The following is a 26,345-nucleotide window of genomic DNA, read 5'->3' as shown; positions in this document are numbered from 1 at the left end:
CGGGCCGAGTAGGAAACAATGGGAACCGTGACCCGCATTGTGATCATCGGAGGAGGACCCGGCGGCTACGAGGCCGCTCTCGTCGCGGCGCAGCTCGGCGCGGACGTGACCGTCATCGAGCGGGACGGGCCGGGCGGCGCGTGCGTGCTCACCGACTGCGTGCCCTCCAAGACGCTCATCGCCACCTCGACCCGCATGGCGGTCATGTCGGAGTCGGCGGCCCTCGGGCTGCGCTTCAGCGGCGGCCCGGACGGCATCGTCGGCGGTCTCGAGGTCGACATGGCCAACGTGAACAAGCGGGTGAAGGACCTCGCGCGGGCGCAGTCGTTCGACGTGGCGGAGCGGCTCGCCTACGAGGAGGTCAAGATCGTCCGGGGCGAGGCGCGGCTGGTGGAGCCGCACGTCGTCGCGGTCGGGGAGCGGCGGATCCGGGCCGACATCGTGCTGCTCGCGACCGGCGCGACCCCGCGGGTGCTGCCCGGCGCCGAGCCGGACGGGGAGCGGATCCTCAACTGGCGGCAGCTGTACGACCTGCCGGAGCTGCCCGCGGAGCTGATCGTGGTCGGGTCCGGCGTCACCGGCGCCGAGCTGGCCGGGGCGTACCTGTCGCTGGGCTCGAAGGTCACGCTGGTGTCGTCGCGGGACCGGATCCTGCCCACCGAGGACGCCGACGCGGCGTCGGTGCTGCAGGAGGTGTTCCTGCGGCGCGGGATGAAGGTGATGTCGCGGTCGCGGGCCGCGGGCGTGGAGCGGTCCGGGGACGGCGTGATCGTCACGCTGGAGGACGGGAGCAAGGTCGAGGGCTCGCACTGCCTGATGACGGTCGGGATGGTGCCGAACACCACCGGCATCGGCCTGGAGGAGATCGGCGTCGAGTGCGACAAGCGCGGGTTCGTCAAGGTCGACAAGGTCTCCCGGACGTCCGTGCCGCACATCTACGCGTCCGGTGACTGCACGGGCATCCTGATGCTGGCGTCCGTGGCGGGGATGCAGGGCCGGATCGCGATGTGGCACGCGCTCGGCGAGGCCGTCCAGCCGCTGAAGCTCGGGTGGGTCTCGTCCAACATCTTCACCGACCCGGAGGTGGCGTCGGTCGGCGTGACGCAGCAGATGGTCGACTCCGGCGACGTCAACGCCCGGACGGTCATGCTGCCGCTGTTCACGAACGCGCGCGCGAAGATGCAGGGGTTCGAGGACGGCTTCGTGAAGCTGTTCTGCCGGCCGTCCACGGGGATCGTGCTGGGCGGCGTCATCGTGGCGCCGCGGGCGAGCGAGCTGATCCTGGGCGTGTCGATCGCGGTGCAGCAGCACCTGACGGTCGACCAGGTCGCGCACACGTTCGCGGTGTACCCGTCGCTGTCGGGCAGCATCACCGAGGCGTCCCGCCGCCTGATGTCCGAACACGCGTACTAGCGGCGGCGCGGCGGCGCGCGTCAGCGGTCGTCGGGGGAGTGCAGGCCGTGCCGGTGCAGGCGGGATCTGCGCAGGTCGTTGGCGCTGATCACGACGGTGAGGGTGCTGGTGAGGAACGCCAGCAGCGGGACGGCGGCGCGCATCCACGCGGGGCCGGGCAGCAGCGCCAGCAGCAGGCAGACCGGCACGATCACCCACAGGTGCCGCAGCAGCAGCCGGGCGCGCCAGCCCGCGTCGGTGAGGTCGTGCCGGACCCAGTCGCGGTTGCGGGGCGGGAGCCGGAAGCCCAGCGCGTACCGGACCCGGCCTAACGGGCCCGGATCGCCTGGGATGCGCGCCATGTTCTTAGAAGCCGCCGAAGTCGTTGCCGCCCCAGTCGCCTCCGCCGCCCCCGCCGCCGAAGTCGCCGCTGCCGAAGTCCCAGCCGCCGCCGACATCGCCGCCGTCGCCGCCGAAACCGCCGTCCCCGCCGCCGAAGCCGTCGCCGTAGTAGCCGCCGCCCCAGCCGCCGCCCATCACCGAGCCGAGCGCGGTGCCGATCATCAGGCCGCTGAGCAGGTCGAACCCGCCGTAGCCGTAGTAGTAGCCGCCGGCGTAGGGGGCGTAGGCGGGGCCCGCGTCCCAGTACGGTCGCCGGGCGTCCCCGTAGGGCACCATCCGGACGTCCGGGTCGTGGCCCTGCAGGACGGCCCGGGCGTCCGCCGCGCAGGCCGGCACGGACCGCGCCACGCCGCCCGGAGGCGCCCACGTCACGTCCTGGACGGACGGCCCGTGCTGCGGGTTGAAGAAGCACGGCGCGCGCCGCTCGGGCGCGGGCTCGCCGGCCAGCCGGGCGCGGGTCGCCGTCATGTAGTACCGGCCGTCCTCCAGCGCGGTCGTGACGGCCTGCATGTCCTGCGGCCTGGCGGCGCGTTCGGTCGCCGCCTTGGCCTTGTCGTAGGAGTTCATGGCGCGCTCGTAGTCGGCGCGGATCTCGGGGTCGAGGTCGCGGTCCATGACGTTGAGGTCGAGCCGCGCGATGTCCTCGCCGAGCAGGGTGACGTCCTCCTCGACGCCCTGCTTGAGATCGGCCATCCGCCGGGCGTCGCGCTCGCGGCGCCGCCTGCGGGCGACCAGGACCACGCCGGTGACCGCCGCCGCGACCACGATCAGCACGCCGATCACCACGTACCCGACGACCGCGCCGGACCGGTTCTCGTCGTCGACCTTCTTCTCGGCGAGGTTCCCGAACCGGACCAGCCGCTCCTTCAGCGGCGCGCCGTCGGTGCGGGTGACGAGCCGGTTGATCTCGCCGGTGCCGAGCTTCTTGGAGATCGCGCCCATCCGGGTGCCGTCCGCGGTGATCGCCACGTACGTCTCGCCCTTGCCGACGCGGTTCGCGACGGCCTTGAGCATCTGCCCGACCTGCGGGCCGCTGACGTCGTTGCGGACGACCACGGCGCGGATGTCGGCGTCGTGGTCGTCGCCGAGCGCGGAGGTGATCTGCCGCTGGTCCGCCGCCGACAGGTTCGCGCCGGAGTCGGTCGTCACGTACAGGCGCGAGCCGAGCAGGCCCTTGGCGATCTGCCCGACGGTGTCCGCCGGCAGGGCCGGGGCCGCCGGTGCCGCGGCGGCCGGGGCGGTGTGGGAGGTCGCGGCCAGGCCGGGCGCGGCCAGGCCCGCCAGCAGCGCCACGGCGAGGATCATCGCCGAGACCGCGGCGCGGAGCACCGGCCGGATGGTACGGATCTCGGAACTCATGGTTACAGTCTGCCCCCTCACCCGACCCGACGACCGGGGCCGCGTGCGCGTTCCGTAAAAACCACCTTTAGTGACAAACGCGACACCCCCGTCCGGGCCTGCCGGACGGGGGTGTCGGACCTGAGTGCCAGGGTGGCCGTGCGCGTCAGTCCTTGATCTCGCAGATGACGGCGCCGGACGAGACGGTCTGGCCGACCTCCGCGGTCAGGCCGGTGATCGTGCCGGCCTTGTGCGCGGTGAGCGGCTGCTCCATCTTCATCGCCTCCAGGACGACGATGGTGTCGCCCTCCGCGACGGTCGCGCCGTCCTCCACCAGGGCCTTGACGATCGTGCCCTGCATCGGGCTGACCAGCGAGTCGCCGGACGCCTGGGCGCCGCCGCCCTTCTTGCCGCCGCGCCGCCGGCCCGGCCCCGCCGCGCCCGCCGCCGGGGCCGCGGACGCGCCCAGCCCGGCCGGCAGCACGACCTCGACGCGCTTGCCGCCGACCTCCACGGTGACGCGCTCGCGCTCGCCCGCCTCGGCCTCCTCGCCGGCGGCGGCGGGGTCGAACGGCGCGATCGTGTTGTCGAACTCGGTCTCGATCCACCGGGTGTGCACGCTGAACGGCGTGTCGTCATCGGCGGGGACGAACGCCGGGTCGTCCAGGACCGTCCGGTGGAAGGGCAGCACGGTCGGCATGCCGTCGACCACGAACTCGTCCAGCGCCCGCCGGGCCCGCTCCGCGGCCTGCCTGCGGGTCGCGCCGGTGACGATCAGCTTGGCGATCAGCGAGTCGAACGCCTGCGGGACGGTCTGCCCGGCGACGTACCCGGAGTCCAACCGGACGCCCGGGCCGTGCGGCGGGTCGAACGCGGTCAGCGTGCCGACGGCGGGCAGGAAGCCGCGCCCCGCGTCCTCGGCGTTCAGCCGGAACTCGAACGAGTGGCCGCGCAGCGCGGGGTCGTCGTAGCCGATCTCCTCGCCCTCGGCGATCCGGAACATCTCCCGGACCAGGTCGACGCCCGCGACCTCCTCGGTCACCGGGTGCTCGACCTGCAGCCGGGTGTTGACCTCCAGGAAGGAGATCGTCCCGTCTTGGCCGACGAGGAACTCGCACGTCCCGGCGCCGACGTAGCCGGCCTCCTTCAGGATCGCCTTGGACGAGGTGTACAGCAGCTCGACCTGCTCGTCCGTCAGGTAGGGCGCGGGGGCCTCCTCGACGAGCTTCTGGTGGCGGCGCTGGAGCGAGCAGTCACGGGTGGACACGACGACCACGTTGCCGTGCTTGTCGGCCAGGCACTGGGTCTCGACGTGCCGCGGCTTGTCCAGGTACCGCTCGACGAAGCACTCGCCGCGGCCGAACGCGCCGACCGCCTCGCGGACCGCCGACTCGTACAGCTCGGCGACCTCGTCCAGCGTGCGGGCGACCTTCAGGCCGCGGCCGCCGCCGCCGAACGCCGCCTTGATCGCGATCGGCAGGCCGTGCTCCTCGGCGAACGCGACGACCTCGTCCGCGCCCGACACCGGGTCCTTGGTGCCGGCGACCAGCGGCGCGCCGACCTTCTGCGCGATGTGCCGGGCCTGCACCTTGTCGCCGAGCGCGGTGATCGCGGCGGGCGGCGGACCGATCCAGGTCAGCCCCGCGTTCTCGACGGCCGCGGCGAAGTCGGCGTTCTCGGACAGGAACCCGTAGCCGGGGTGCACGGCGTCCGCGCCGGCCTCGGCCGCGACCTTCAGCAGCTTGCCGATGTCCAGGTAGCTGTCGGCGGCGGTCTGGCCGCCCAGGGCGTACGCCTCGTCGGCGACCCGTACGTGCAGCGCCTCCAGATCGGGTTCGGCGTACACCGCCACACTGGCCAGCCCCGCATCGCGACAGGCTCGGGCTATACGAACCGCGATCTCACCGCGGTTGGCGATCAGGACCTTGCGCACGTGGGTCTCCTCCCTAAACCTCGCACGCAGTCTAGATAACCGCCGTTCGAGGTTTTCGTAAGCCCCTCCTTATTGCACCGGGATGCCAACTTTCAGGGGGTTGCCGCTCAGTGGGACCGCTCGCCGGGCCCGTGCCCCGCAAGGCCCCGGGCATGTGGAAGGCCGCGCCCCGGGCATGTGGAAGGCCGCGCCCCGGGCATGCGGAAGGCCCGCGCCTCGGGGAGGCGCGGGCCTGTGCCGCCGGGACGCCGCCCGGGGCCGCGCCGGGGCGCGGTGGCGGCCCGTCGGGGGCGTCGCGGAGGTCTCAGCTCCGGCGGTAGCGGCGGTTGAACTTCTCGACCGCTCCGGTGGAGTCCAGGACCTGCCGGCGGCCCGTGTAGAACGGGTGGCTCGCGGACGACACGTCGACGTCGACCAGCGGGTAGGTGCGGCCGTCCCGCCACTCGATCGTCCGGTCCGACTCGGCCGTCGACCGGGTCAGGAAGGCGTAGTCCGCACCGCGGTCGCGGAAGACGACCGGACGGTACTGCGGGTGGATCCTGTTCCTCATCGTTCCCTCCCTGGTTCTCGGCTGCTCACCCCTGCCAACAGGGTGGGAACGGTTTTCATTCCCCACCTGCCCGGCGCCTTGCCCGGAGCCCGGCGGGCCGGTGTATCTTCGCCACTGGTCAGTCTCGGCAGCGCGCGGCAACGCATGGGAAGGGGCCGGATGGCTCGCCACTGGACCCGGGCCGGTCTCGCGGCCGTCATGGCCTGCTGCCTCGCGGCGCCCTCGTCCGCCGCACGCCACGCCTCGCCCGTCCTGGACGCCGAAACCACCCGGCAGCTCACCGTCGCCGCGAACACCCTGCTGCAGGACCGTTCCGAGGCGCTCGTCGAGAAGCGCGGCCGCCGGCACCGCGAGACCCCCGACGAGGTGCTCGGCGTCCGGATCTCCCCGCGGGTCGCGCGCGTCCAGGAGCGGGCCGTGCACGAGCTGGAGAACCGCAACCGCGCCCCGGTGGCGGGCGGCCCCGCCTACACCGGCGCCCGCACCCGCCTGGACGCCCGGAAGGCCGTCCGCACCGGCGACCGGATCGCGCTGGAGGCCGTCGAGCACACCGTCGTCCGGTACGGGAGCGGCAAGGTCACCCAGTCGGTCCGGCGGCGGTTCGAGTTCAAGGAGCGCGGCGAGCAGCTCGTCCTGGTCGGCGAGCGCGTCCTCGACCCCGGGACGCACCCGGTGAACGACCCGGCGCCCGGCTCCCGCTGACCGATCCCTTTCCGACATTGCGGGGCGTTCTTCTGGAATGCCGGGACCGCGACGGCTCTGAAATGCCCTTGACGGCCAGTCATTATGCGCGTCACGGGATGGCGGAGCGTCGCCGTGCCGGCGGGCCCCGGGGCGCCAAACCTCCACCTGGCGGGGCCCGGCTGGCCACATCCGGTCACTCCGGGATGGCGGGATTATGGGCGTATCGGGGCCCGATCCCGGGTCCGCCGCTGGATTCGAGTGATCGGAGAGGCGTAGGCTGGCGCCATTCTTTCGCAGTGCGGCAGGACCGGAAAACGTTCCAGTGAAGTCCGCCCGCCCCCCGGCGGACGGTGCGACCGGCGACGGAGGGTCGAAGCGATGAGCGGTGACAAGCGCGGCGCCAACCTCGGCGAGCTGGAGGAGCTGTCCCGGATCTTCAGCAAGCACTCGAAGAACCTGGACGCCCTGATCAGGGACCTCAACGGCCGGACGGTCAGCAGCAGCGCCGCCTGGTGGGGCCCCGGCGCCGACCGGTTCCGCGGCGCCTGGGCCGAGGCCAAGACCGCCTTCGACAAGATGGCGCTCGCGCTGGAGCAGGGCAGCCAGGACATCCGCAAATCGCAGCAGAACATCGAGGCCGCCACGCGCTGACGCCTCGCACGGACCGCGGGTCCCGGCCCATCCCCCCGAGGCCGGGACCCGCATCTCCGTCCCCGCACCGGCGGCCTCCGCCGGGTCGCGCGGGACGGTCAGTCAGATCCGGGGGTGTTCGCCCGGCTCCCCGTCACTCGCTGGTGACCGGGGGCGGCAGGGCCACCTGGATCTGGGTGGTGGTGCCGGCGGCGACGAAGAGCCCGCGGCCGGTCGGGCCCGCCAGCGGGGCGTTGCGGGGCAGCCGCAGCCCGAACAGCTCGCCGTCGTCGGGCGACTCGACGGACAGCAGGACGCCCGAGCGGGACCGGCGCGCGTCGGCGAGGAAGCCCCGGTAGCCGCGGCCGAGGTCGGCGGTGGTGCCGCCGACCACGACGGCGTGCTCGCCGTCCCGGGCGGTGCGCAGCACGCCCGCCAGGGCGTCGTCCATGTCGGTCTCGTCGAGGAGTTCGGCGTCGTCGACCACGACGGCGTAGCGGTGCTCGTCGCCGATCGCGCGCTCCAGGTCGTCCGGGTCCGCGTCGGAGGTGAGCACGCCGAGGACGCCCGGGCGGCCGGACAGCAGGCGGAGCGGGGAGCGGCGCGGGGTGACCAGGACCACGGGGACCAGGCCGCCGCCGACGGCCGGGTCGAGCAGCGAGTGGACGACGGTGCGCAGCGTGGTGGAGCGGCCGGAGCGGGGCGGGCCGGCGACGGTGAAGCCGGGGCCCTCGTTGAGCAGGTCGGCGCCGACGGGGGCGAGGGTGTCGCCGCCGACGCCGACGAGCGCCCACAGCGCGGACGGGGCGAGGAACGCCTCGTCCAGGGTCATCGCCTCGCGGTAGGTGACGCGGACGGGCAGCTCGTCGACGTGCAGGGGGCGCTGGCGGCGGGGGAGGCGGCCGTAGCGCGCGACGCAGGTGCGGGCGATCTCCTGGAGGGCGGCGACCTGGGACGTGCCGGACGGGTCGTCGGCGAGCAGCCCGATCTGGGACTCGCGGGGCGCGGCGCCGGGCGGGGCCGGTTCGAGGGCGCGGCCGGGCGGCATCGCGGCGGGGACCTGCTTGTCCTGCAGCCCGGCGTAGCCGTAGTCGTTGGGGTCGGCCATCCGCAGCACGAGGCGGCGGTCGAAGACGGTGGAGATCTGCCCGCCGAGGCCGGTGCGGTCGCCGGTGAAGACGGCGCGCAGCCCGACGGCGGCGCCCTCGCGCAGCAGCCGGAGGGCCTGCTCGACGAGGCGGCCGTAGTCGTAGTGCTCGAACGCGCCGAGGAACCCCTCCCAGCGGTCGAGGAGCAGGACCATCCAGGGGAGGCGGTCGGTGGCGGCGACGGCGGCGCGCTGCTCGGCGAGGGAGGCGAACCCGGCCTCGGCGAGGAGTTGCTGGCGGCGGGCGACCTCGGCGGACAGCGCGGTGAGCAGGCGCTCGCAGCGGTCGAGCTGGTCGCGGGTGACGACGGCGCCGCAGTGCGGCAGCGAGATCAGCGGCAGCAGCGCGTTCGCGCCGCAGTCGATGGCGTACAGGTGGGCGTCGTAGGGGGAGCAGGAGCCGGCGAGGGACCCGGCGATGGTGCGCAGCGCGGTGGAGCGCCCCGACTGCGCCGACCCGGCGATGTACAGATGGCCGCCGGAGGCCAGGTCGAGGACGAGCGGCTCGCGGGACTGGACGGCGGGCAGGTCGGTGATCCCGAACGGGACGGCGGGCACGTCCACGACGGAGCCGCCGGCGGCGACGCGCGGGGACAGCCGGACCTGGTCGGGCAGCGGGGTGAGCCACGGCGACGGCAGGCGGGCGGTCCCGGCGCGGCGGGCGGCCTCGTCGACGGCCTGGACGAGGACGGCGAGGTCGGTGACCGGCGCGTCGCCGTCGCCGCCGGCCGCTTCGCCGGGCGCGGGCAGCGGGTGGCCGAGGCCCTGCCAGGGCAGCGGCAGGACGCTGGTGCGGTGGCCGGCGGGCCCGGCGCGGCGTCCGCCGATGCGGGCGGATTGGACGGCGTGCGGGGCCGCCGCGCCCGACCGGACGTAGCAGCGGCCCGGCGTGGTCTTGGCGATGTGGGCGGCCTCGGGCCCGTCGATGACGTCGGTGGACTCGTCGGGGTCGGTGACGCGCAGCGCGATCCGCAGGTTGGTGTTGGCGCGGATGTCGGCGGTGACGACGCCGGCGGGCCGCTGGGTGGCGAGGATCAGGTGGACGCCGAGGGACCGGCCGCGGCGGCCGATGTCGACCAGGCCGGTGACGAAGTCGGGCAGTTCGGTGACCATCGCGGCGAACTCGTCGATGACGAGGACGAGCCGGGGCATCGTTCCGGCGCGGTCGTTGTGGTCGTCGATGTCCTTCGCGCCCGCGTGCAGCAGGATCTCCTCGCGGCGGCGCAGTTCGGCGGCGAGGGATTCGAGGGCGCGTTCGGTGGCGTGCCCGTCGAGGTCGGTGACCATGCCGACGGTGTGCGGGAGGCGCGCGCAGTCCTTGAACGCGGCGCCGCCCTTGTAGTCGATGAGGACGAACGTCATTTCGTCGGGGCGGTTCGCCACGGCCAGGGACGCGATGAGCGTCTGCAGCAGTTCGGACTTGCCGGCGCCGGTGGTGCCGGCGATGAGGCCGTGCGGGCCGTCCGCGCGGAGGTCGATCTCGTAGGGCTGCCCGAGGCGCCCGGGACGGTCGCCGGAGCCCAGGCCGATGGGGACGCGCGTACAGCGGCCACCGGTGCGCGACCAGGACTGGAGGATGTGCTCGGCGGTGGGCTCGGCCATGTCGAGCAGGTCCAGAAGGCGGACGTTCGACGGGATGGATTCCTGGGCGTCCTCGCGGGACACGTCCCGTACGGGGGCCAGCGCGCGCGCCACGCGGTCGGTCCAGGAGGAGGAGACCTGGTCGGCGAGCACAGGGCCGATGGCGTCGAGCCCCTGCCCGCGGAGCTGGAGGCGGGACGGGTCCTGCGGGTCCAAGGCGGCGATGGCGTTGCACTCCTCGGGGAGGAGCCGCTCCTCGTCGTCGATGCAGATGGCGTGGATCCCGTACTCGGCGCCGCGTGACAGCAGCATCGGCATGCCCGGTATGCGGCGCAGTGCGCGCGCGCCGTCGAGCACCAGGAGGATCTTGTAGGGGACCGCGTCCGCGGCCTTGCCCTGCCCGAAGAACGCGGACTCGGCCTGTGCGGCGCGGCGGCGTTCCGTCACGCGGATCGCGAGTTCGGTGACGCGGTGCGCGGCGGACTCGGGATCGGTGCCGACCAGCGCCACGCATTCCTCGCCCTCGCGCGGCGCGCAGTGCGGCAGCCACCGCACCCAGTTCCACTCGTCCCCGGCGTGCTGGTCGGCGGACAGCACGATGACGGCGAGGTCGCGCGGGCTGTGCAGGACGGCGGCCTGCGCGACGAGCCAGCGGGCGAGCGCGCGGGACGCGGTCCGCGGCCCGGTCAGCCCGATCACGCCGAGGTCGCCGAGCGGCAGCGCGACCGGCACCGAGCGCGCGATCGGCACCGGGAACCCGCCGGTCTCGTCCCCGACCGGCTCGATGCGGGCGGGCAGGTCGGCGAGGCCGAGCCGCAGGTGCAGCGCGTCGGGGTCGTCGCGGCGGCGCTCCCACAGGCGGCGGCGCGGGCCGGTCGCGGTGAGCAGCACCTCGGCGGGGTCGGGGTGCAGGCCGCGGCGTTCGGCCTCGTCCTCGCGGCGCAGCCGGTCGAGTTCGCCGTCGAACTCGCCGGCCTTGCGCTGGTACTCCTTCAGTGCCTTCTTGTAGGACTTGCGGCCGTGCATCCGGTCGCCGGCCCATTCGCCGACCGTCATCAGCGGCCAGGCCAGCGCGAACAGCGCCCACCACCACTGGTGCAGCCCGAACGCCATGGCCAGGCCGAAAACCGCGAACAGGATCGCGCCGAACAGCCGGAGCCGCTCGCGCGGGTTGCGCTCGGGCCGCTTCGGCACCTCCAGGCTCCGGACGCGGTGCGCCGGGGCGAGCCGCGGCGGGCGGTTGAACGCCAGGCCGCCCTCCGGCAGCGGCTCCAGGTGGGTGTCGGGCGCGGCGCTCGGCGCGAGGGTCAGCACCGTCGCGCCGACCGACAGCATCCCGCCCATCGGCCAGACGGTCCCGGCGGTGAGCGGCTCGCCGTCCAGCGCGGCGGCGCCCTGCATCGTCACCGCCGACGCCTCGACCCGCACGGCGTCGCGGCCGACCGTGATCCGCAGCGACCGGGCCGGGACGGACGGGTCGGCGAGGACGACGTCGACGTCGTCGCCGGAGCCGATCGTGCTGACGCCGAGGCCGAGGCGGTGCACCGGCCCGGCGGCGGGCCCGCCGACGACCCGGACCTCGACCAGGCCGGCCGGTTCGGCGAGCACGGTCGCGGCGGCGGCGCCCCGCTCGACCGCGACGACCGCGCCGTCCCGCAGCTCCTTGGCGGCGAGGGCCTGCGGGTCGAGCATCCGGCCGTCCATCCACAGCGCCATGCGCTCGGCGGGCGACCCGCCGGACGCGGGCCGCGGCGCCCGCGGGGCCCCGGTGAGCAGCGCCTCCTTGGAGAACCGCGGCGCGGGGACCGTGCCGATCTGAGGCGTGCCGGTCTGGGCCGTGCCGCCGGGCGGCGCGTCGAGCGCGGCGGCCAGCGACCGCGCGACCCCGGCGACGGTGATTCCGGAGTCCATCGTGACCACGACGTCGCGTGGTCCGCCGCCGGTCAGCGCCGTGAACGAGATCCGCATCCGAGCCCTCCATCGCGCGCCGCTGGCAATGCCGGCGCTGCCAGTCCGGGCCAGCTTAATTACCGGGCCCGTCACTTTCCGGCGAAGCGGGTCCGGGGCCTCACCGCGCGTCCGGCCGGGTTTCGCGGGACGCGGCGACGATGGTCTTCAGGGCGTCGTCCATGGGGGTCGGCGCCATTCCGAAGGCGGTCTCGAAGGCGGAGGAGTCCAGGATGTACGGCTTGTCGAACTGGTACCTGGTCTCCCGCAGTTCACGGACCATCGCGTTGGCGAGGCCGAGCGCGTTGAAGACCGGACGGGGCACCTCGTAGATGCGCGGTGCGGGGGCGTCCGCGATCCGGCAGAGCCGCTCGCCGACCTCGATCGTCGAGACGGCGGGGCCGGTCGGGATGTGCCAGGCCCGGCCGTAGGCGCGCTCGTCCGTCCCGGCGATGGCGAGGGCCCGGGCGACGTCCGGCAGGTAGGTCCAGGCGTGCGGGACCGACGGGTCGCTGAAGTAGGCGACGCGCTTGCCCGCCAGCAGCGGCTTCACGAACCGCGTCTCGCCGATGTACGCCTGGTCGGTGCTGCGCGGGCCGTAGTAGTCGGAGCCGCGCAGTTCGGTGGCGCGGATGCGGCCGGCCTCGTGCGCGGCGAGCATGTCGCGCCACATCTTCGCCCGGACCCGGCCCTTGACGCCGGTCGCCGCCATCGGGGTGTCCTCGGTCATCGGGCCGTCGACCGGGCCGTACCCGTAGAGGCAGCCGAGGGTGACGAGGGCCGCGCCGGTGTCCTCGGCGGCGCCCAGGAAGGACGCGGCCATCGGCGGCCAGTCCTGCACCCAGCGGTGGTACCGCGGGTTGACGCAGTTGTAGATCGTGTCGGCGCCCTTGGCGGCGGCGGTCAGCCGGGCCCGGTCGGCGACGTCGGCGGCGATCCGCTCGACGCCCTCCGGCCCGGACCCGGACCGCGTCACGACGGTGACGTCGTGGCCCGACCCGGCGAGGTGCTCGGCGAGGTGCGAGCCGACCTGGCCGGCTCCGACGATCACGTGCTTGCCCATCTCGGTCTCCCTGGTGTCCGGGAGCACCGTGGTTCGGTGCTCCGCGATGAGAGCAATGCTCTCTCTTTGGAGCACTGTTCGTCAAGAGCAGCGCTCTCATTTCGTTCCGGTGCTCTGCTAACCTCGTCGCATGAGCGGACGGACGGCACGGGAACGGGTGCGCGCGGAGCTGATCCGCGAGATCACCGGCATCGCGCGCGAGCAGCTGGCGACCGCCGGCGCGGCGGGGCTCTCGCTGCGCGCGGTCGCCCGCGAGATGGGCATGGTCTCCTCGGCGATCTACCGCTACTTCCCCAGCCGGGACGACCTGCTGACCGCGCTGATCATCGACGGCTACAACGCGGTGGGCGAGGCCGTGGAGCGCGCCGAGGAGATCGCGCGCAAGGAGGGGGAGTCCTTCGCCGCGAGGTGGCTCGCGGTGTGCCGGGCCGTCCGCGAATGGGCGCTCGCGCACCCGCACGAGTACGCGCTGCTGTACGGATCACCGGTGCCCGGCTACGAGGCGCCGCAGGACACCGTCCCCGCCGCCCTGCGCGACACGGTCGTCTTCGTGCGCATCGTCGAGGAGGCGCACGCCGCCGACGCGCTCGACCCCGCCGGCCCGTGCCCGCCCGCGCCGCCGACCCTGGCCAGGGACATGGCGCGGGCGCGGGCCGTGCTCCCCATGGAGGCGCCGGAGGACGTGATCGCGCGCGCCTTCACCGCGTGGGCCGGTTTGTACGGGACGGTCAGCTTCGAATTGTTCGGGCAATTCACCAACGTGATCGAGGAACGGGCCGCCTACTTCGACCACAGCATGGCGCTGCTCGGCCGCCTCGTCGGCTTCCGGAACGCGCCATAACGGCGGCGCGGATGCGGTAGTGACGGATGTGACTCGTGGTAAGTACCGAAGTGGCCGGTGAATTCGCAGGTCACCACGGTAGTGACGGAGAACGGCCCGCTTACCCTCACCGAATCCATTGACGCGGCCTTGCCCGCACCGCAAGCATGGATCGCCCGGTGATGCGGAGACCTCCTGAGGCGAGGTCCGCTGGAGGGCGGGAAGGGGCACGTGCGCAGCGCGATGAAGGCTGATCGGCAGACCCTCGCCGGCGGCTCGTCCGGCGGCTCCTCCGGCCCGGGCGCGGGCGGCGGCCTCGGACGCTCCGGGCTCGGCACGTCCGGCGGGCAGCGGCTGCCCGTCTCCCCGCGCGAGCGCAAGCCGGCCCTGGCCGCCCTCGCGGTGCTGCTGATCCTCGGCGGCGCGCTCGCCAGCGCCTACCTGGTGATGGCGAGCGGGCAGCGGGTGTCGGCGATCCGGATCGCGCAGCCGGTCGCGGCCGGGCAGCGGATCCCGCAGAGCGCCCTCGAAGAGGTGCAGATCGGCGACACCGGCGTCCAGTTCGTCAACTGGTCCGAGCGGCTGAACGTGTCCCGCTACTACGCGTCCGTCCCGCTGGTGAAGGGCGCGCTGCTGACCAACGGCATGATCGGCCGGACCGACGACGCGGCGAAGGGCCGGCTCGTCGTCGGCCTCGCGCTCAAGCCGGGCCAGCTGCCGTCCGGCGGCGTCGAGAGCGGCAAGAAGGTGACGCTGTACGCGGTCGGCAACGGCAGCGGGGGCGGGCCGCGCGCCGGGACGGTGCTCGCCGCCGACGCCATCGTGGTCAACGTCGGGGGCGACGGCGGCGGCCGGCTGCGCTCCGACCAGACGAACGTCGACGTCGCCGTCGCGCCCGGCGATGCCGCGCAGGTGACCGAGGCCGCGTCCGCCGGGACGGTCGCGATCGCGCTGATCCCGGACGGGACGAAGGCGCCCGGGCAGCAGCCGTCCGCCGCGCCCTCCGGCGGCGCGCAGCCGCCCGCCGGCACGGGCGGCGACGGCACGGGCTCCGGCACGGGAACGGGAACGGGAACGGGCACGGGCACGGGCACGCCGGGTGCCGGCAACGGCACCCCCGGCACGGGCGGGAACTGACCGTGGCACTGATCGCGCTCGCGGCCGACAAGGGGGCGCCGGGCGTCACGACGGCGGCCGTGGCGCTCGGCGCGGTGTGGCCGCGCCCGGTGCTGGTCGCCGAGTGCGACCAGGCGGGCGGCGACCTGGTGTACCGGCTGCCCGCCGCGGCCCCCGGCGGCGGCGAGGGCGACGGCGGCATGCTGAACCCCGCGCGCGGGCTGCTCAGCCTCGCCGCGACCGCCCGCCGCGGGCTGCGCCCCGACCAGGTCGCCGAGCACTGCCAGCGCCTCGTCGGCGGCCTCGACGTCCTCGTCGGGACCACCAACGCCGAGCAGGCGCAGGCCATGACGTGGCTGTGGGGGCCGCTCGGCCGCGCGTTCGCCGGCCTCGCCCCGGTCGACGTGATCGCCGACTGCGGGCGGCTCGGCGCCGGCACGCCGCAGCTCGGCCTGCTGCGCGAGGCCGACCTGGTCGTCCTGCTCACCCGGGCGACCCTCGAGCAGGTCGCGCACCTGCGCGAGCGCGTCGCGGCGCTGAGCGCGGAGCTGCGCGGCGGCCCGCCGATCGGGGTGCTGGTGCTCGCCGACCCGCGCGACTTCCGCGGCTCCATCGCCGAGGTCGACCGGATCATCCTCGGCGCGCGCGGCCGGCAGGTCCCGGACCCGGCCGCGCCGGCCGGGCCGCCGCCGCCCGACGTGCGGGTGCTCGGCGGGCTCGCCCTCGACCCGAAGGGCGCCGACCTGCTGTCGGGCCGCTGGGGCGGCCGGCTGGACCGGTCGCTGCTGATCCGGTCGGCCCGCGAGGTCGCCGGCGACCTGACCGCGCGGCTCGACGCCGCCGCCGCCGGCGCGCCCGGATACCCCGACTCCGCTCCGCCGCCCCCGCCCCCGCCGCCGGCCGGTGACGCGCCCGGGCCGCGGGAGACCGGGCCGCACGCCGTCCCGAACGGGCGTCCCGCCGCCGCGCCGGACGCGCGCGCCGACCACGTCCCGGCGGGCGGCCGGCACGAGGAGCGGGGGCGCTAGGTGGACCACGTCCTCGTCAAACGGCTCCGCCAGGAGGTCGGCGACCGGCTCGCCCAGCAGCGCCGGATGGACGCCGCGCACGGGCTGCCGCCGATGTCCGGGGAGGACGAGCGGCAGTTCGCCCGCGCGCTGATCGGCCAGGTGCTGGAGGAGTTCGCGCGCGGCGAGATCACCTCGGGGCGGCGCCCGCCGAACGCCGAAGAGGAGGAGGCGCTCGCCGCCGGCGTGCACGCCGCGCTGTTCGGCGTCGGCCGGCTCCAGCCGCTGCTCGAGGACCCCGAGATCGAGAACATCGACGTCAACGGCTGCGACCGGGTGTTCATCGGCTACGCCGACGGCCGGGAGGTGATGGGCGAGCCGGTCGCCGAGTCCGACGAGGAGCTGGTCGAGCTGATCCAGATCCTCGCCGCCTACAGCGGGCTGTCGTCGCGGCCGTTCGACACCGCGAACCCGCAGCTCGACCTGCGGCTGCCGGACGGGTCGCGGCTGTCGGCGGTGATGGACGTGACGCTGCGCCCGGCGGTGTCGATCCGGCGCGCCCGGCTCGGCAAGGTCTTCCTCGCCGACCTGATCGGCAACGGCACCTTCAGCCAGGAGATCGGGGTGTTCTTCCGCGCCGCCGTCCTCGCCCGCAAGAACATCATGATCGCGGGCGCGACCAATGCGGGGAAGACGACGCTGCTGCGCGCCGTCGCCAACGAGATCCCGGCGAACGAGCGGCTCATCACCGTCGAGCGGGCCCTGGAGCTCGGCCTGGACGCCTTCCCCGAGCTGCACCCGAACTGCGTGGCGTTCGAGCAGCGCCTCCCGAACTCCGAGGGGCAGGGCGCGATCTCGATGGCGGAGCTGGTCCGCCGGTCGCTGCGGATGAACCCGTCCCGGGTGATCGTCGGCGAGGTGCTCGGCGACGAGATCGTCACGATGCTGAACGCGATGACGCAGGGCAACGACGGGTCGCTGTCGACCATCCACGCCAACTCCTCGGCGGAGGTGTTCAACCGCATCTCCACCTACGCGATCCAGGCGGAGGAGCGGCTGCCCGTCGAGGCCACGCACATGCTGATCGCGGGCGCGATCGACTTCGTGGTGTTCATCGAGAAGCGCAACGACTACGCCTCCGGCGGGCGGCTGCGCCGCTACGTCGCGAGCGTCCGCGAGGTGACCGGCGTGGACGGGCGGGTGCTGTCGTCGGAGGTGTTCGCGCTCGGGCCCGGCGGGTTCGCGGTGCCGGCCGCGCCGATCGCCTGCGTCGACGAGCTGGCCGAGCACGGCTACGACCCGTCCCACGGCGGTGCCTGGTGATTCCCGGGTGCAGGGCGAACCGCGCGGGAGGCGGGTGATGTACTCCCCGGACGTGCTGCTCGCCATCGTCGCCGGCGCCGTCGCCGGCGGCGGGCTGCTGCTGCTGGGCGTCGCGATCCGCGGCCTGCCCGACCGCGGCCGGCCGGCGCGCGGGCGCAGCCGCGAGGACCTGGTCCGCACCCTCACCACCCGCACCGCCCTCGCGATCATCACCGGGGCGCTCGTGCTGGTGGTGACCCGCTGGCCGATCGCCGCCGCCGGGACGGGCGCGCTCGTGCTCGCCTGGGACGGCCTGGCCGGCGGCGCCGCCGAGGAGCGCAAGGGCATGGCGCGGCTGGAGGGCCTCGCCGCCTGGACGGAGTCGCTGCGCGACACCATCGCCGGCGCGGTCGGCCTCGAACAGGCCATCCCCGCCTCGCAGCGCGCCGCCGCGCCCGCCCTGCGGCAGCCGCTGCGCGACCTGGTCGACCGGCTGCACACCCGCGTCCCGATGCCGGAGGCGCTGCGCCGGTTCGCCGACGACATCGACGACCCGTCCGCCGACCTCGTCGTCGCCGCGCTGATCCTGAACGCCAAGCTGCGCGGGCCCGGCCTGCGCGACATGCTGACCGCGCTCGCGACGTCCGCGCGCGCCGAGCTCGACATGCGGCGCCGTGTCGAGGCCGACCGCCGCTCCACCCGCCGCAGCGTCCGGATCGTCGTCGGGGTCTCGGTCGGCACGGCCCTCGCCCTCGCCGTGTTCAACCACTCCTACGTGCAGCCCTACGACGACTTCCTCGGCCAGCTGGTGCTGTGCGTCGTCGTCGCCCTGTACGGCGCGGCGTTCCTGTGGCTGCGCCGCCTCGCCAAGTACGACCTGCCCGGACGGTTTCTCAGCGAGCCGCGGCAGGAGCGCCCCGGCGTGCCCGGCGAGGTGCCGAGCACCGTCGCGGCCTGGCAGGCCCGGCGCGCCGCCCAGCCCGGCAGGACGGGCACGACCCAGGACGTGCCGCTGCGCGGCCGCCACACCATGGACGCCGGCGGCGGTGGTCCGGCATGACGGGCGGTGACGCGTGACCGGTGCGATCCTCGCGGGCGCCGCCGTCGGCCTCGGCCTTTACGCGCTCGTCCGGGCGCTGTTCCCGGCGCGGCCCGGCCTCGCCGCGCGGATGGCCGCGCTCGACGCCGCCCGCCGCCGCGACCTCGAGGACGCGCAGGCCGGGACGGCCCCGCCGGCCGGCCGGTTCGGCGGGATGCGCGCGCGGCTCGGCCGGGAGCTGGCCGAGTTCTGCGCGTCGCGCGGCTGGAAGATGCGCTCGATCCGCGCCGACCTCGCCATCACCGAGCGGTCGCTGGAGGCGTTCCTGGCGTCCAAGTTCCTGCTGCCCGCCGCCGCGCTGTTGTTCATCCCGCTGATCGTCGCCTACTTCGCGCTGCTCGGGTTCGGCTCGTCCGTGCAGGTCCCGGTGTGGATCTGCGTGCTGTTCGCGGCGCTGTTCTTCTTCTTCCCCGACATGCAGCTGCGGCAGGAGGCGCAGGCCCGCCGGCAGGACTTCCGGCACGTCGTCGGCGCGTTCCTGGACCTGGTCTCGATGAACCTCGCCGGCGGGCGCGGCGTCCCGGAGGCGCTGATGAGCGCCTCGAACGTCGGGGAGGGCCCGGCGATGCGGCGGCTCCGCGACGCGCTCGGCAACGCCCGCCTCACCGGCCAGACGCCCTGGCAGGCGCTCGGCCGGCTCGGCGACGACCTCGACATCGCCGAGCTGCGCGACCTCGCCGGCGCGCTGGCGCTGGTGTCCGACGACGGCGCGCAGATCCGCAAGTCGCTGTCCGCCCGCGCCGCCTCCATGCGCAGCCGCGAGCTGTCGGAGCTGGAGGGCAGGGCGGGCGAGCGGTCCCAGTCCATGCTCGTCGCGCAGCTGTTCCTGTGCGCCGGCTTCCTGGTCTTCCTGGCCTATCCGGCCCTGATGCGGGTGCTCGTCTCATGACGCCGCACCGCGGCCGGCCCGTTCCCGCAGTCCCCCTGGAGGTGGCACGATGAACCCGCTCAACGATCCGGCCCTGGTCTATCTGCGCGCGCTGCTCGCCACCCGGCTGGCGCGGCTGCGCGACGAGGAGGAGCGCACCAAGGGCGCGTCCGCGATCGAATGGGCGATCATCACCGCGATCCTCGCGCTGATCGCGATCACCATCGGCGCGATCATCCAGAAGAAGGTCCAGGACAAGGCCAACAGCATCAACACGGGCTGACCGGCATGCGGTCCCGTGCACCCGTGCCCAGGCCGTGGCGGCGGCGGACGGCCGCGGTGCTCGCGGCGGCCGGGCGGCGGCTCCGGTCCGACCGGGGCGCGTCGTCGATGGAATGGGCGCTGCTCACGCCGGTGCTCATCCTCGTGCTGCTCGCCGTCGTCCAGTTCACGATGGTGTTCCACGCCCGGCAGGTCGCGCTGGCCGCCGCGCAGGCCGGCGCCCGCGTCGCCCGGACCGAGCCCGTCGGCGGCGGCTGGCAGGACGCGGCCGCGGCCAAGGCCACCGGCGACATCGACCACATCGGGCCGCACCTGATCAGCGGCCTGCGCGTCGACACCGGCGAGGCCGACGACGAACGCTGGGTCGAGGTCAGCGGCGACGCCGTGCAGGTCATCCCGTTCCTGACCTTCCACGTGTCGCAGCGGTCGCAGGGCCCGATCGAGTGCTTCCGCCCGGACGTCGGCGCGGGCCTCGCCTGCCAGCGGGGGGCGGGCCGGTGAAGTGGCGGCACCGGGACGCGGACCGGGGCTCGATGTCGCTGGAGCTGGTGCTGGTCACGCCGCTGTTCGTGGCGTTCCTGCTGTTCCTCGCCGGGGCCGGGCGGATGGTGGACGCGCAGAGCCAGGTGGACGGCGCGGCCCGCGACGCGGTGCGCGCCGCGTCCATCGCCCGCGACTCCCGGTCCGCGCAGCGGCTCGCGGAGGAGACCGCCACCGCCGGCCTGCGCGACTCGCGGTGGTGCTCCGGCGGGCCGACCGTCCGGACGAACGTCTCGCATTTCGAGCCCGGCGGGCGCGTCGAGGTGACGATCCTCTGCGACGTGGACCTGTCCGACCTGGCGTTCATCGGCCTGCCCGGCACCAAGCAGCTGCAGGGCCGGTCGGTGGCGCCGATCGACACCTTCACCTTCCGGGGCGACGAGGGCGCGCCGGCGGAACCGGAGGACGGCCGATGAGACGGCTCCTGCGCCGCCTGTCGCGGCGCGTCCGGATGCGGGACGACCGCGGCACGGTCGCGATGTACACCGTCCTGTTCACGCCGGTCGTGCTGATGCTGGCGGGCCTGCTGGTCGACGGCGGCCTGGCGATCCACGCCCGGCAGCGCGCCGCCGACATGGCCGAGCAGGCCGCCCGCGCCGGCGCCGACGAGATCGACACCGACGCGCTCCGCGCCACCGGCGAGCCCGTCCTCGACCCGGGCCGGGCCCGCGCCACGGCGTGCGACCTGCTCGGCTCGTTCGGCACGCAGATCACCGCGTCGCGCTGCGACGCCGACCAGCAGCAGGTGACGGTCAGCGTCGAGATCACGGTGAAACCGCAGATCCTCGGGATCGTCCCCGGGTTCGGCTCGTTCACCCTGTCCTCCACCGAGACCGCCCACCCCGTCACCGGAGGAAACGGCCCGTGAGGCCCAGCGAAAACGGCTTTACCATTGGTGCGACGTCCGAGGACCGGAGAACGGTGGGGGCGCGATGGTGACGCGGCACGGGCAGCGGCCCTCGGCACGGGCGCGCGGACCGCTCCACGGCAGGCGCCGGGGGGCCGGGGACGTCCTCGCCGGCATCGGCGCGCTCGCCGCGCTGGCGGCGCTGCTCGCCGGGGTCCCGTACGCGCTGCTGACGTTCTTCGGATCGCCGCTCCCGTCGCACCTGCCCGCCGCGTCCGACCTCACCCGCGAGGTCGGGCCCGGCTCCCTCATCGGCATCCTCGTCGTGCTGGTCTGGCTCGCCTGGATCCAGCTCGCCGTGTGCGTGATCGTCGAGGTGTACGCGGGGGTGCGCGGCGTCGGCGTGCCCGCGCGGGTGCCGCTCGCCGGCGGCACGCAGTCGCTGGTGCACCGGCTGGTGGTCGCCGCGCTGCTGCTGTTCACCGCCGCGTCGGTGATCGCGCCGGCGTTCTCCGGGGGGCTGGCGCAGCGTCCCGCGCACGCACAGGCGCAGGAGTACCACCGGGCCCCGGACGCGCCGGACCGGCGGCCCGCCGAGGCGGCGTCCCCGCCCGTCGACACCCGCACCGAGTCCCTCGCCGAGACACCGGTCACCACCAAGATCTACCGGGTGCATCCGCCGGAGGGCCGCCACCACGAGAGCCTCTGGGAGATCGCCGAGAAGTGCCTCGGCGAAGGGCGCCGCTACAAGGAGGTCTACGACCTCAACAAGGGGCACGTGCAGCCGGACGGGACGCGCCTCACCATCGCGAGCCTGATCCGCCCCGGCTGGATCCTGGAGATGCCGGCGGACGCCAAGCACGCGGAGTCCGTACCCGTCCAGGACCTGCACGACTACTACCGGTACGGGCACGCCGTGCCCGACCATGAGCAGCACCCGCAGGAGCCCGCGCCCTCGACGCCCGCGCCGCAGAAGCCGGCTCCGCAGCCGTCCGCGCCGGCGACTCCGGCGCCGCAGCCGTCGCAGACTCCGGCGCCGGCCCACACCCCGGCGCCGCAGCCGACGCACACGCAGGCGCCCGCGCCGTCGCACGCACCCGCCCCCGCGCACACACCCGCGCCGTCACATGCGCCCGCGCCGTCCCATGCGCCCGCGCCATCGCACGTGCCCGCGCCGTCCCATCAGGCCGGGGCGCCCTCGCACCCGCCCGCGCACGGCGGCGGCGCCACGGACGGGCCGTCCGGCGAGATGGGCGGCGGCGCCGGGAGCGGCGGGGCGAGCCTCCCCGGCCACACCAGGACCGCCTACGAAGAGCCCGGCCCGAAGTTCGAGCTGACGTGGCCGCAGGGGCTCGCCGCGGCGTCGCTGCTGGCCGCCGGGCTGCTCGGCGTGCTCGGCCGGCGCCGCCGCACGCAGATGTGGAACCGCGCGTTCGGCCACATGATCGTCCGGCCGGAGGGCGCGGCGGCGGAGGCGGAGCGGGCGCTGCGGTTCGGCGCCGACGCCGACGGCGCGCGCCTCCTGGACCTCGGGCTGCGGCACCTGTCGAAGTCGATGGCCGCCGGGGGCCGCGCGCTCCCGACCGTCTACGGGGTGCACCTGGGGCGGTCGGAGAGCGGGCAGGGCAGCATCGACCTGTGGATCGCGCCCGCCGACCGCAACCCGCCGGCGCCCTGGCAGGCGTTCGACGACGGCCAGGTGTGGCGGCTGCGCGCCGACGCGGCGGCCGGGCTGGAGGCGTCCGACCTCGCCGACGTCCTCGCCCCCTACCCGGGCCTGGTGTCCATCGGCACCAACGACAGCGGCCGGATCCTCGTCGACCTGGAGGCGGCGCACGGGCTCGTCGCGCTGCGCGGCCCGGACGCCGACCGGCGCGCCGCGCTCGCCGCGATCGCGATGGAGCTGGCGACGAACCGGTGGTCGGACCACATGCGGATCACGCTCGTCGGGTTCGGCGGCGAGTTCGGCGAGGGCCTCGGGCGGATCGCCCCGGACCGGATCCGGTCCGTGCCGAACCTCGCGGACGCGCTGCCCGAGCTGGAGGGGCGCAGCGAGGAGGTGCGGCAGGCGCTCGCCGCGTCCGGCGTCGACTCGGTGCTCACCGGCCGGTGCCGCGGCGTGTTCGGCGAGGCGTGGATGCCGCACTACCTGGTCATGGCGGACCCGCCGACCGAGCAGGAGGCCGACCGGCTCGTCGCGCTCGCCCGCACCGGCACCCGGATGGCCGCCGGCTACCTCGTCCCCGGCGACGTGCAGGGCGCCACCTGGACCTGGGACGTCGACGAGCGGGGCCGGCTGCACGCCGGCGTCCTCGGCTTCGAGGTGGACGCCCAGCTCGTCCGCGACGAGCAGTACCGCGCCGTGTTCGAGCTGTTCCGGATGGCCGGCCGGGCCGAGTCGGTGCCGCTGCCGGACATGGCGGACGGCCCGCAGCCGCCGTCCGCGCAGCAGTCCTCGGTGGACGTCCGGCTGCTCGGCCCGATCGAGGTCGAGGCGCCCGGCCCGATGGACGAGAGCCGCCGCGAGCTGTGCACCGAGGTGCTCGTCTACCTGGCGGCGCACCCGAACGGCGTGCATCCGACGGTGCTGTCCGGCGCGATCTGGCCGCGCGGCGTCACCGCCGGGGTCCGCGACGCGTGCGTGGCCCGCGTGTCGGACTGGCTGGGCCGCGACGCCCGGGGCCGCCCGAACCTGTACTACGACGAGCGCGGCCGGATCAGGCTCGGTTCGGAGGTCCGCGTCGACCTCGCGGTGTTCCGGTGGCTGGTGTGGCGGTCGGCCGCCGAACCCGCGTCGGAGATGGCCTACATGGCGTACGCGCTCGACCTCGTGCGGGGCCCGCTGCTCGCCGGGCGCCCGCGCGGCCGGTACGCCTGGCTCGCCGCGCACGACCTGGAGTACGAGGCCACCGCGCGGGTCGTCGACGTCGCGCACCGGCTCGCCGTGCTGCGGCTGGACGAGGGCGACGCGCGCGGCGCGGTCGCCGCCGCCCGCGCCGGGCTGCGGCTCGCGCCCGAGGACGAGGGCCTGTGGCGCGACCTGCTCCGCGCGACCCACGCGACCGGCGACCAGGCGCAGGTCAAGGTCGCGGTGGACGAGCTGCGCGGCCGCATCGGCCACGACCCGATGATCGACCAGCTCCAGCCCGAGACGGAGGCGCTGGTGGAGGAGCTGCTCCCCGAATGGCACCGGGTGGGCTCCGCCTAGCGGTCACCGGTGCAGGGCCTGACGGTCACCGGTACAGGCCGGTGCCGCCCAGCGCGAACCGGCCCGGCTGCGGGTGGACGCACAGCCCCGCCGGGCGCCCCTCGACCCGCGCGTGCCGCAGCACCCGGCCCGTCCTGGTCGACACCGCGTAGACGAGCCCGTCCGCGTCGGCCAGCCACAGCGCCCGGCCGTCCGACGACACGCCGCCCGGGACCGCGTTCCCGCCGCCGGGCAGCGGCCACCGCGCGGTGACGCGGCGGGCCCGGAAGTCCACGGCGGCCAGGGTCCCACCGCCCGACACGAACAGCCGCCGCGCGTCCCGGCTGATCGCCAGGCCCCGCGCGCCCGGCGCCGTCCGGACGAACCCCCGCGGCGCGAACGTCCGCGCGTCCACGGCCCAGACCCCGCCGCGCGCCGCGTCCGCGACGAAGAACGTGCCGCCGTCCGGGGACAGCCGCAGGTCGCCGGGCCGCGCCCCGGCCGGCAGCCGGACCGTGCCCGCGACCCGCCGGCCCCCGACGTCCAGCCGCACCAGCGCCCCCGCCGACGTGCAGCTCATCACCAGGTATCCACCGCCGAGCGTGAAGTCGCCGTCCGCCGCGGCGCACGGCAGCGGCACCGCCGCCCTCGGCCGCATGGTCAGCGGGTCGCGGATCTCGATCCGCCGCGGCCGCCCCGCCGCGACCAGCGCCGTCCGCCCGTCCGGCGTGAAGTACAGACCGGAGGGGTCGGCGACCCGCACCGGGCGTCCCCGTCCGCCCGACCGCGCGCCCACGGGGACCAGCACGTCGTGCACGGTGTCGGCGACCCACAGCTTCCGCATGTCCCACGACGGGACGACCCGCGACGCCACCGCCCCGGCGCCGAACCGGCCGGCCGGCCGCATCGTCAGCGGATCGATCACCTCGATGCCGTGCCCGCTCGCGACGTACAGCCGCGCCGGCATGTCCCGCGCCGCCGGCGCGATCATGCCGGGCCCGGTCGCCGCGTACACCCGTCCGCCCGCGGGCGCGACCGGCACCGCCCCCGGCGGATCCTCCGCCTTGGGCCGCGCGGGCGCGGGCCGCAGGTAGGGCGAGGCCCCGCCGAGCCCCACCACCGGCTCGCCCGCCCCGCCCTCACCGGGCCGGTAGAACGCCACGGGCGACCCGCACCCCGAGACCGTCGCGGCCGCGATGAGCGAAGCGAGCGCGCCGCACACCGCCCGGCGACGTCCCATGGCACGGCCTCCTCCCATCACGGCGGCCGACTGTACCCCGCCCGCAACACTGTGCGCCCGAATAATTACCAAACGTGTCCATGTCCCGAACGCGACGGGGAGCGGAGGGGGGCCGGGGGCCATGGCGGTGATCTTGGGAGGGCAGGCGTCCCCGCGCGGGTACGTCGCGCGGCACGGTCCCGGCGGGTGGCGCGTCGCCTAGTCGGACTTGCCGAAGCCGATGCCGAACTCGCGGTAGACGCGCTCCCAGAAGCCGTCCCGCAGCCAGGTGCGGGCCTCCTGGTAGGGGCGCAGGGAGCCGCCGAGCTCCTTCTCGGCCTCGATCAGCAGCTCCTTGTCGATGACCGGCGGCAGGATCGGGCCGGGGAGCAGGTCGCGGATGTTGTCCCGGCCCCGCTCGAAGATCCACTTCTGGGCGACGTGCTCGCCGATCTCCAGCATGTGGTCGCGGTCGGGCCCGAGCCGGCCGTCGGACTGGGCGGTGGACGCGGAGTTCATCGAGGCGGCCACGGTCGCCGGGGTCACCGGGGTGCCGCCCGGGACGGGCACGGCGGCGCGGACGGCCGCGGCCGGCGCCGGCTTGACCGCCGGGGGGCGTCCGGCGAACACCTGCGACGGTGACGGCACGGGGGAGGTGCGCTGCGCGGCGGCGGCCGCGTCGCGGACGGCGGCGGCGGTGCCGGGTGCGGGCACCGGCAGCACCTTGGCCTTGGTGAAGTAGGGGCGCAGGAAGTCGGCGGACAGCACCTCGACCCGGTCGGACTCCCACACCAGCCATTCGGCCTGGTTGGAGCCGTGCGTGGGCTCGACCCCCCACAGGTGCACGCGGACGCCGTAGCGCTGCGCGGCCTCGACGGCGGGCAGCATGTCCTCGTCGCCGGCCAGGAGGACGGCGTCGGTGATCGCGCGGTGCCGGGCGAGCGCCTCGAGGTCGGCGCGCAACTGCGCGTCCACGCCCTTCTGCTGGCCCTGCGCGTTCAGGTTGCCCAGCCGCAGCTTCACCAGCGGCAGGTTGGCGATCACGCGCTGGTCGACCGTGGGCTGCTTCTTGGGCGCCGCGTCGAACCAGTAGACGCGCAGCAGCTCGCCCAGCAACTGGTCGTCGGCGTGGCTGGTCAGCGACTTGATCAGCTGTTCGGCGGCGACCCGGTACTCGCGCCGGGAGCCGCAGCCGAGCAGCAGGGCCCCGGAGGCCGCGTAAAGGTACCCCGCGTCGACGAAGATGGCGTAGCGCGCGGGCTGTGGGACGAACTCCGAGGTGGCCATGGCCTTCCACCTTATTCGTGCGGAGAGCTCCGCTGGGCGCGAACCACGGTTACGTGTCGCCCGATCCCATTCCCCGCCGGGGCATCAACACCCCCCATACGGCG

The 26,345-nt window shown here is 75.1% G+C and carries 22 protein-coding genes; 14 read left to right on the top strand and 8 right to left on the bottom strand.

Annotation, left to right across the window (positions count from 1 at the left end; translation table 11 throughout):
* The first annotated feature begins 27 nt into the window (after window positions 1–27).
* Window positions 28–1,413, top strand: coding sequence for an NAD(P)H-quinone dehydrogenase (locus ACA514_RS14860; protein ID WP_375041688.1), 1,386 nt, complete (start codon window positions 28–30; stop codon window positions 1,411–1,413).
* A 20-nt stretch (window positions 1,414–1,433) separates the two neighbouring features.
* On the opposite strand, the gene ACA514_RS14855 is transcribed toward ACA514_RS14860, so the two are convergent.
* From ACA514_RS14855 to ACA514_RS14840, 4 genes are all read right to left on the bottom strand, one after another.
* Entirely contained in the window at window positions 1,434–1,754 is a 321-nt protein-coding gene (locus tag ACA514_RS14855; protein WP_375041687.1) for a DUF5313 family protein, read from the bottom strand.
* A gap of 4 nt (window positions 1,755–1,758) precedes the next feature.
* Window positions 1,759–3,153 carry a hypothetical protein gene (locus ACA514_RS14850; protein ID WP_375041686.1) on the bottom strand — a complete coding sequence of 465 codons (1,395 nt, stop codon included), beginning with the start codon at window positions 3,151–3,153 and terminating at the stop codon, window positions 1,759–1,761.
* A gap of 145 nt (window positions 3,154–3,298) precedes the next feature.
* Window positions 3,299–5,065: an acetyl/propionyl/methylcrotonyl-CoA carboxylase subunit alpha gene (locus ACA514_RS14845; protein ID WP_375041685.1), complete on the bottom strand. Its 1,767-nt coding sequence runs from the start codon at window positions 5,063–5,065 to the stop codon at window positions 3,299–3,301.
* Between the two features lie 304 nt (window positions 5,066–5,369).
* Entirely contained in the window at window positions 5,370–5,615 is a 246-nt protein-coding gene (locus tag ACA514_RS14840) for a type B 50S ribosomal protein L31 (protein ID WP_375041684.1), read from the bottom strand.
* 159 nt (window positions 5,616–5,774) lie between these two features.
* Between ACA514_RS14840 and ACA514_RS14835 the strand changes: the two genes are divergently transcribed.
* Window positions 5,775–6,317: a hypothetical protein gene (locus tag ACA514_RS14835; RefSeq protein ID WP_375041683.1), complete on the top strand. Its 543-nt coding sequence runs from the start codon at window positions 5,775–5,777 to the stop codon at window positions 6,315–6,317.
* A gap of 360 nt (window positions 6,318–6,677) precedes the next feature.
* Complete coding sequence (locus ACA514_RS14830) at window positions 6,678–6,950, top strand: WXG100 family type VII secretion target (protein WP_375041682.1); 273 nt, start codon at window positions 6,678–6,680, stop codon at window positions 6,948–6,950.
* A 133-nt stretch (window positions 6,951–7,083) separates the two neighbouring features.
* On the opposite strand, the gene ACA514_RS14825 is transcribed toward ACA514_RS14830, so the two are convergent.
* Window positions 7,084–11,625, bottom strand: coding sequence for an FtsK/SpoIIIE domain-containing protein (locus ACA514_RS14825; RefSeq protein ID WP_375041681.1), 4,542 nt, complete (start codon window positions 11,623–11,625; stop codon window positions 7,084–7,086).
* 100 nt (window positions 11,626–11,725) lie between these two features.
* Window positions 11,726–12,667, bottom strand: a complete 942-nt coding sequence (locus tag ACA514_RS14820; RefSeq protein WP_375041680.1) for an NAD-dependent epimerase/dehydratase family protein — start codon at window positions 12,665–12,667, stop codon at window positions 11,726–11,728.
* A gap of 130 nt (window positions 12,668–12,797) precedes the next feature.
* Here ACA514_RS14820 and ACA514_RS14815 point away from each other — a divergent pair, with 130 nt between their 5' ends.
* The 11 genes from ACA514_RS14815 to ACA514_RS14765 all read left to right on the top strand — a co-directional run bounded on the left by ACA514_RS14815 (window position 12,798) and on the right by ACA514_RS14765 (window position 23,756).
* Window positions 12,798–13,508, top strand: a complete 711-nt coding sequence (locus ACA514_RS14815) for a TetR/AcrR family transcriptional regulator (RefSeq protein ID WP_375041679.1) — start codon at window positions 12,798–12,800, stop codon at window positions 13,506–13,508.
* Window positions 13,509–13,718: 210 nt separating this feature from the next.
* Window positions 13,719–14,624, top strand: coding sequence for a hypothetical protein (locus tag ACA514_RS14810; RefSeq protein WP_375041678.1), 906 nt, complete (start codon window positions 13,719–13,721; stop codon window positions 14,622–14,624).
* A gap of 2 nt (window positions 14,625–14,626) precedes the next feature.
* Window positions 14,627–15,631 (top strand): hypothetical protein, encoded by a 1,005-nt coding sequence (locus tag ACA514_RS14805; protein ID WP_375041677.1) that lies wholly within the window; start codon window positions 14,627–14,629, stop codon window positions 15,629–15,631.
* On the top strand, window positions 15,632–16,933 hold the full coding sequence (locus ACA514_RS14800) for a CpaF family protein (protein ID WP_375041676.1): 1,302 nt from the start codon (window positions 15,632–15,634) through the stop codon (window positions 16,931–16,933).
* A 37-nt stretch (window positions 16,934–16,970) separates the two neighbouring features.
* Window positions 16,971–17,972 (top strand): type II secretion system F family protein, encoded by a 1,002-nt coding sequence (locus ACA514_RS14795; RefSeq protein WP_375041675.1) that lies wholly within the window; start codon window positions 16,971–16,973, stop codon window positions 17,970–17,972.
* Window positions 17,973–17,985: 13 nt separating this feature from the next.
* Entirely contained in the window at window positions 17,986–18,900 is a 915-nt protein-coding gene (locus ACA514_RS14790) for a type II secretion system F family protein (protein ID WP_375041674.1), read from the top strand.
* 49 nt (window positions 18,901–18,949) lie between these two features.
* Window positions 18,950–19,162: a Flp family type IVb pilin gene (locus ACA514_RS14785; RefSeq protein WP_375041673.1), complete on the top strand. Its 213-nt coding sequence runs from the start codon at window positions 18,950–18,952 to the stop codon at window positions 19,160–19,162.
* 23 nt (window positions 19,163–19,185) lie between these two features.
* Window positions 19,186–19,662, top strand: coding sequence for a TadE/TadG family type IV pilus assembly protein (locus ACA514_RS14780; protein ID WP_375041672.1), 477 nt, complete (start codon window positions 19,186–19,188; stop codon window positions 19,660–19,662).
* Entirely contained in the window at window positions 19,659–20,117 is a 459-nt protein-coding gene (locus ACA514_RS14775) for a TadE family protein (RefSeq protein ID WP_375041671.1), read from the top strand. The genes ACA514_RS14780 and ACA514_RS14775 overlap by 4 nt, the downstream gene beginning before the upstream one ends.
* Window positions 20,114–20,569, top strand: a complete 456-nt coding sequence (locus ACA514_RS14770; protein ID WP_375041670.1) for a TadE/TadG family type IV pilus assembly protein — start codon at window positions 20,114–20,116, stop codon at window positions 20,567–20,569. Before ACA514_RS14775 ends, ACA514_RS14770 begins: the two co-directional genes overlap by 4 nt.
* A gap of 64 nt (window positions 20,570–20,633) precedes the next feature.
* Entirely contained in the window at window positions 20,634–23,756 is a 3,123-nt protein-coding gene (locus tag ACA514_RS14765) for a BTAD domain-containing putative transcriptional regulator (protein WP_375041669.1), read from the top strand.
* 25 nt (window positions 23,757–23,781) lie between these two features.
* Here ACA514_RS14765 and ACA514_RS14760 read toward each other — a convergent pair whose 3' ends face one another.
* Window positions 23,782–24,975 (bottom strand): YncE family protein, encoded by a 1,194-nt coding sequence (locus ACA514_RS14760; protein WP_375041668.1) that lies wholly within the window; start codon window positions 24,973–24,975, stop codon window positions 23,782–23,784.
* 198 nt (window positions 24,976–25,173) lie between these two features.
* Window positions 25,174–26,241, bottom strand: coding sequence for an NYN domain-containing protein (locus ACA514_RS14755; protein ID WP_375041667.1), 1,068 nt, complete (start codon window positions 26,239–26,241; stop codon window positions 25,174–25,176).
* Window positions 26,242–26,345: the final 104 nt, after the last annotated feature.

This window comes from Actinomadura sp. NTSP31, from assembly GCF_041951385.1.
GTDB classification, from domain to species: Bacteria; Actinomycetota; Actinomycetes; order Streptosporangiales; family Streptosporangiaceae; genus Spirillospora; species Spirillospora napierensis.
This window is presented reverse-complemented; position numbering and strand designations above follow the sequence as displayed.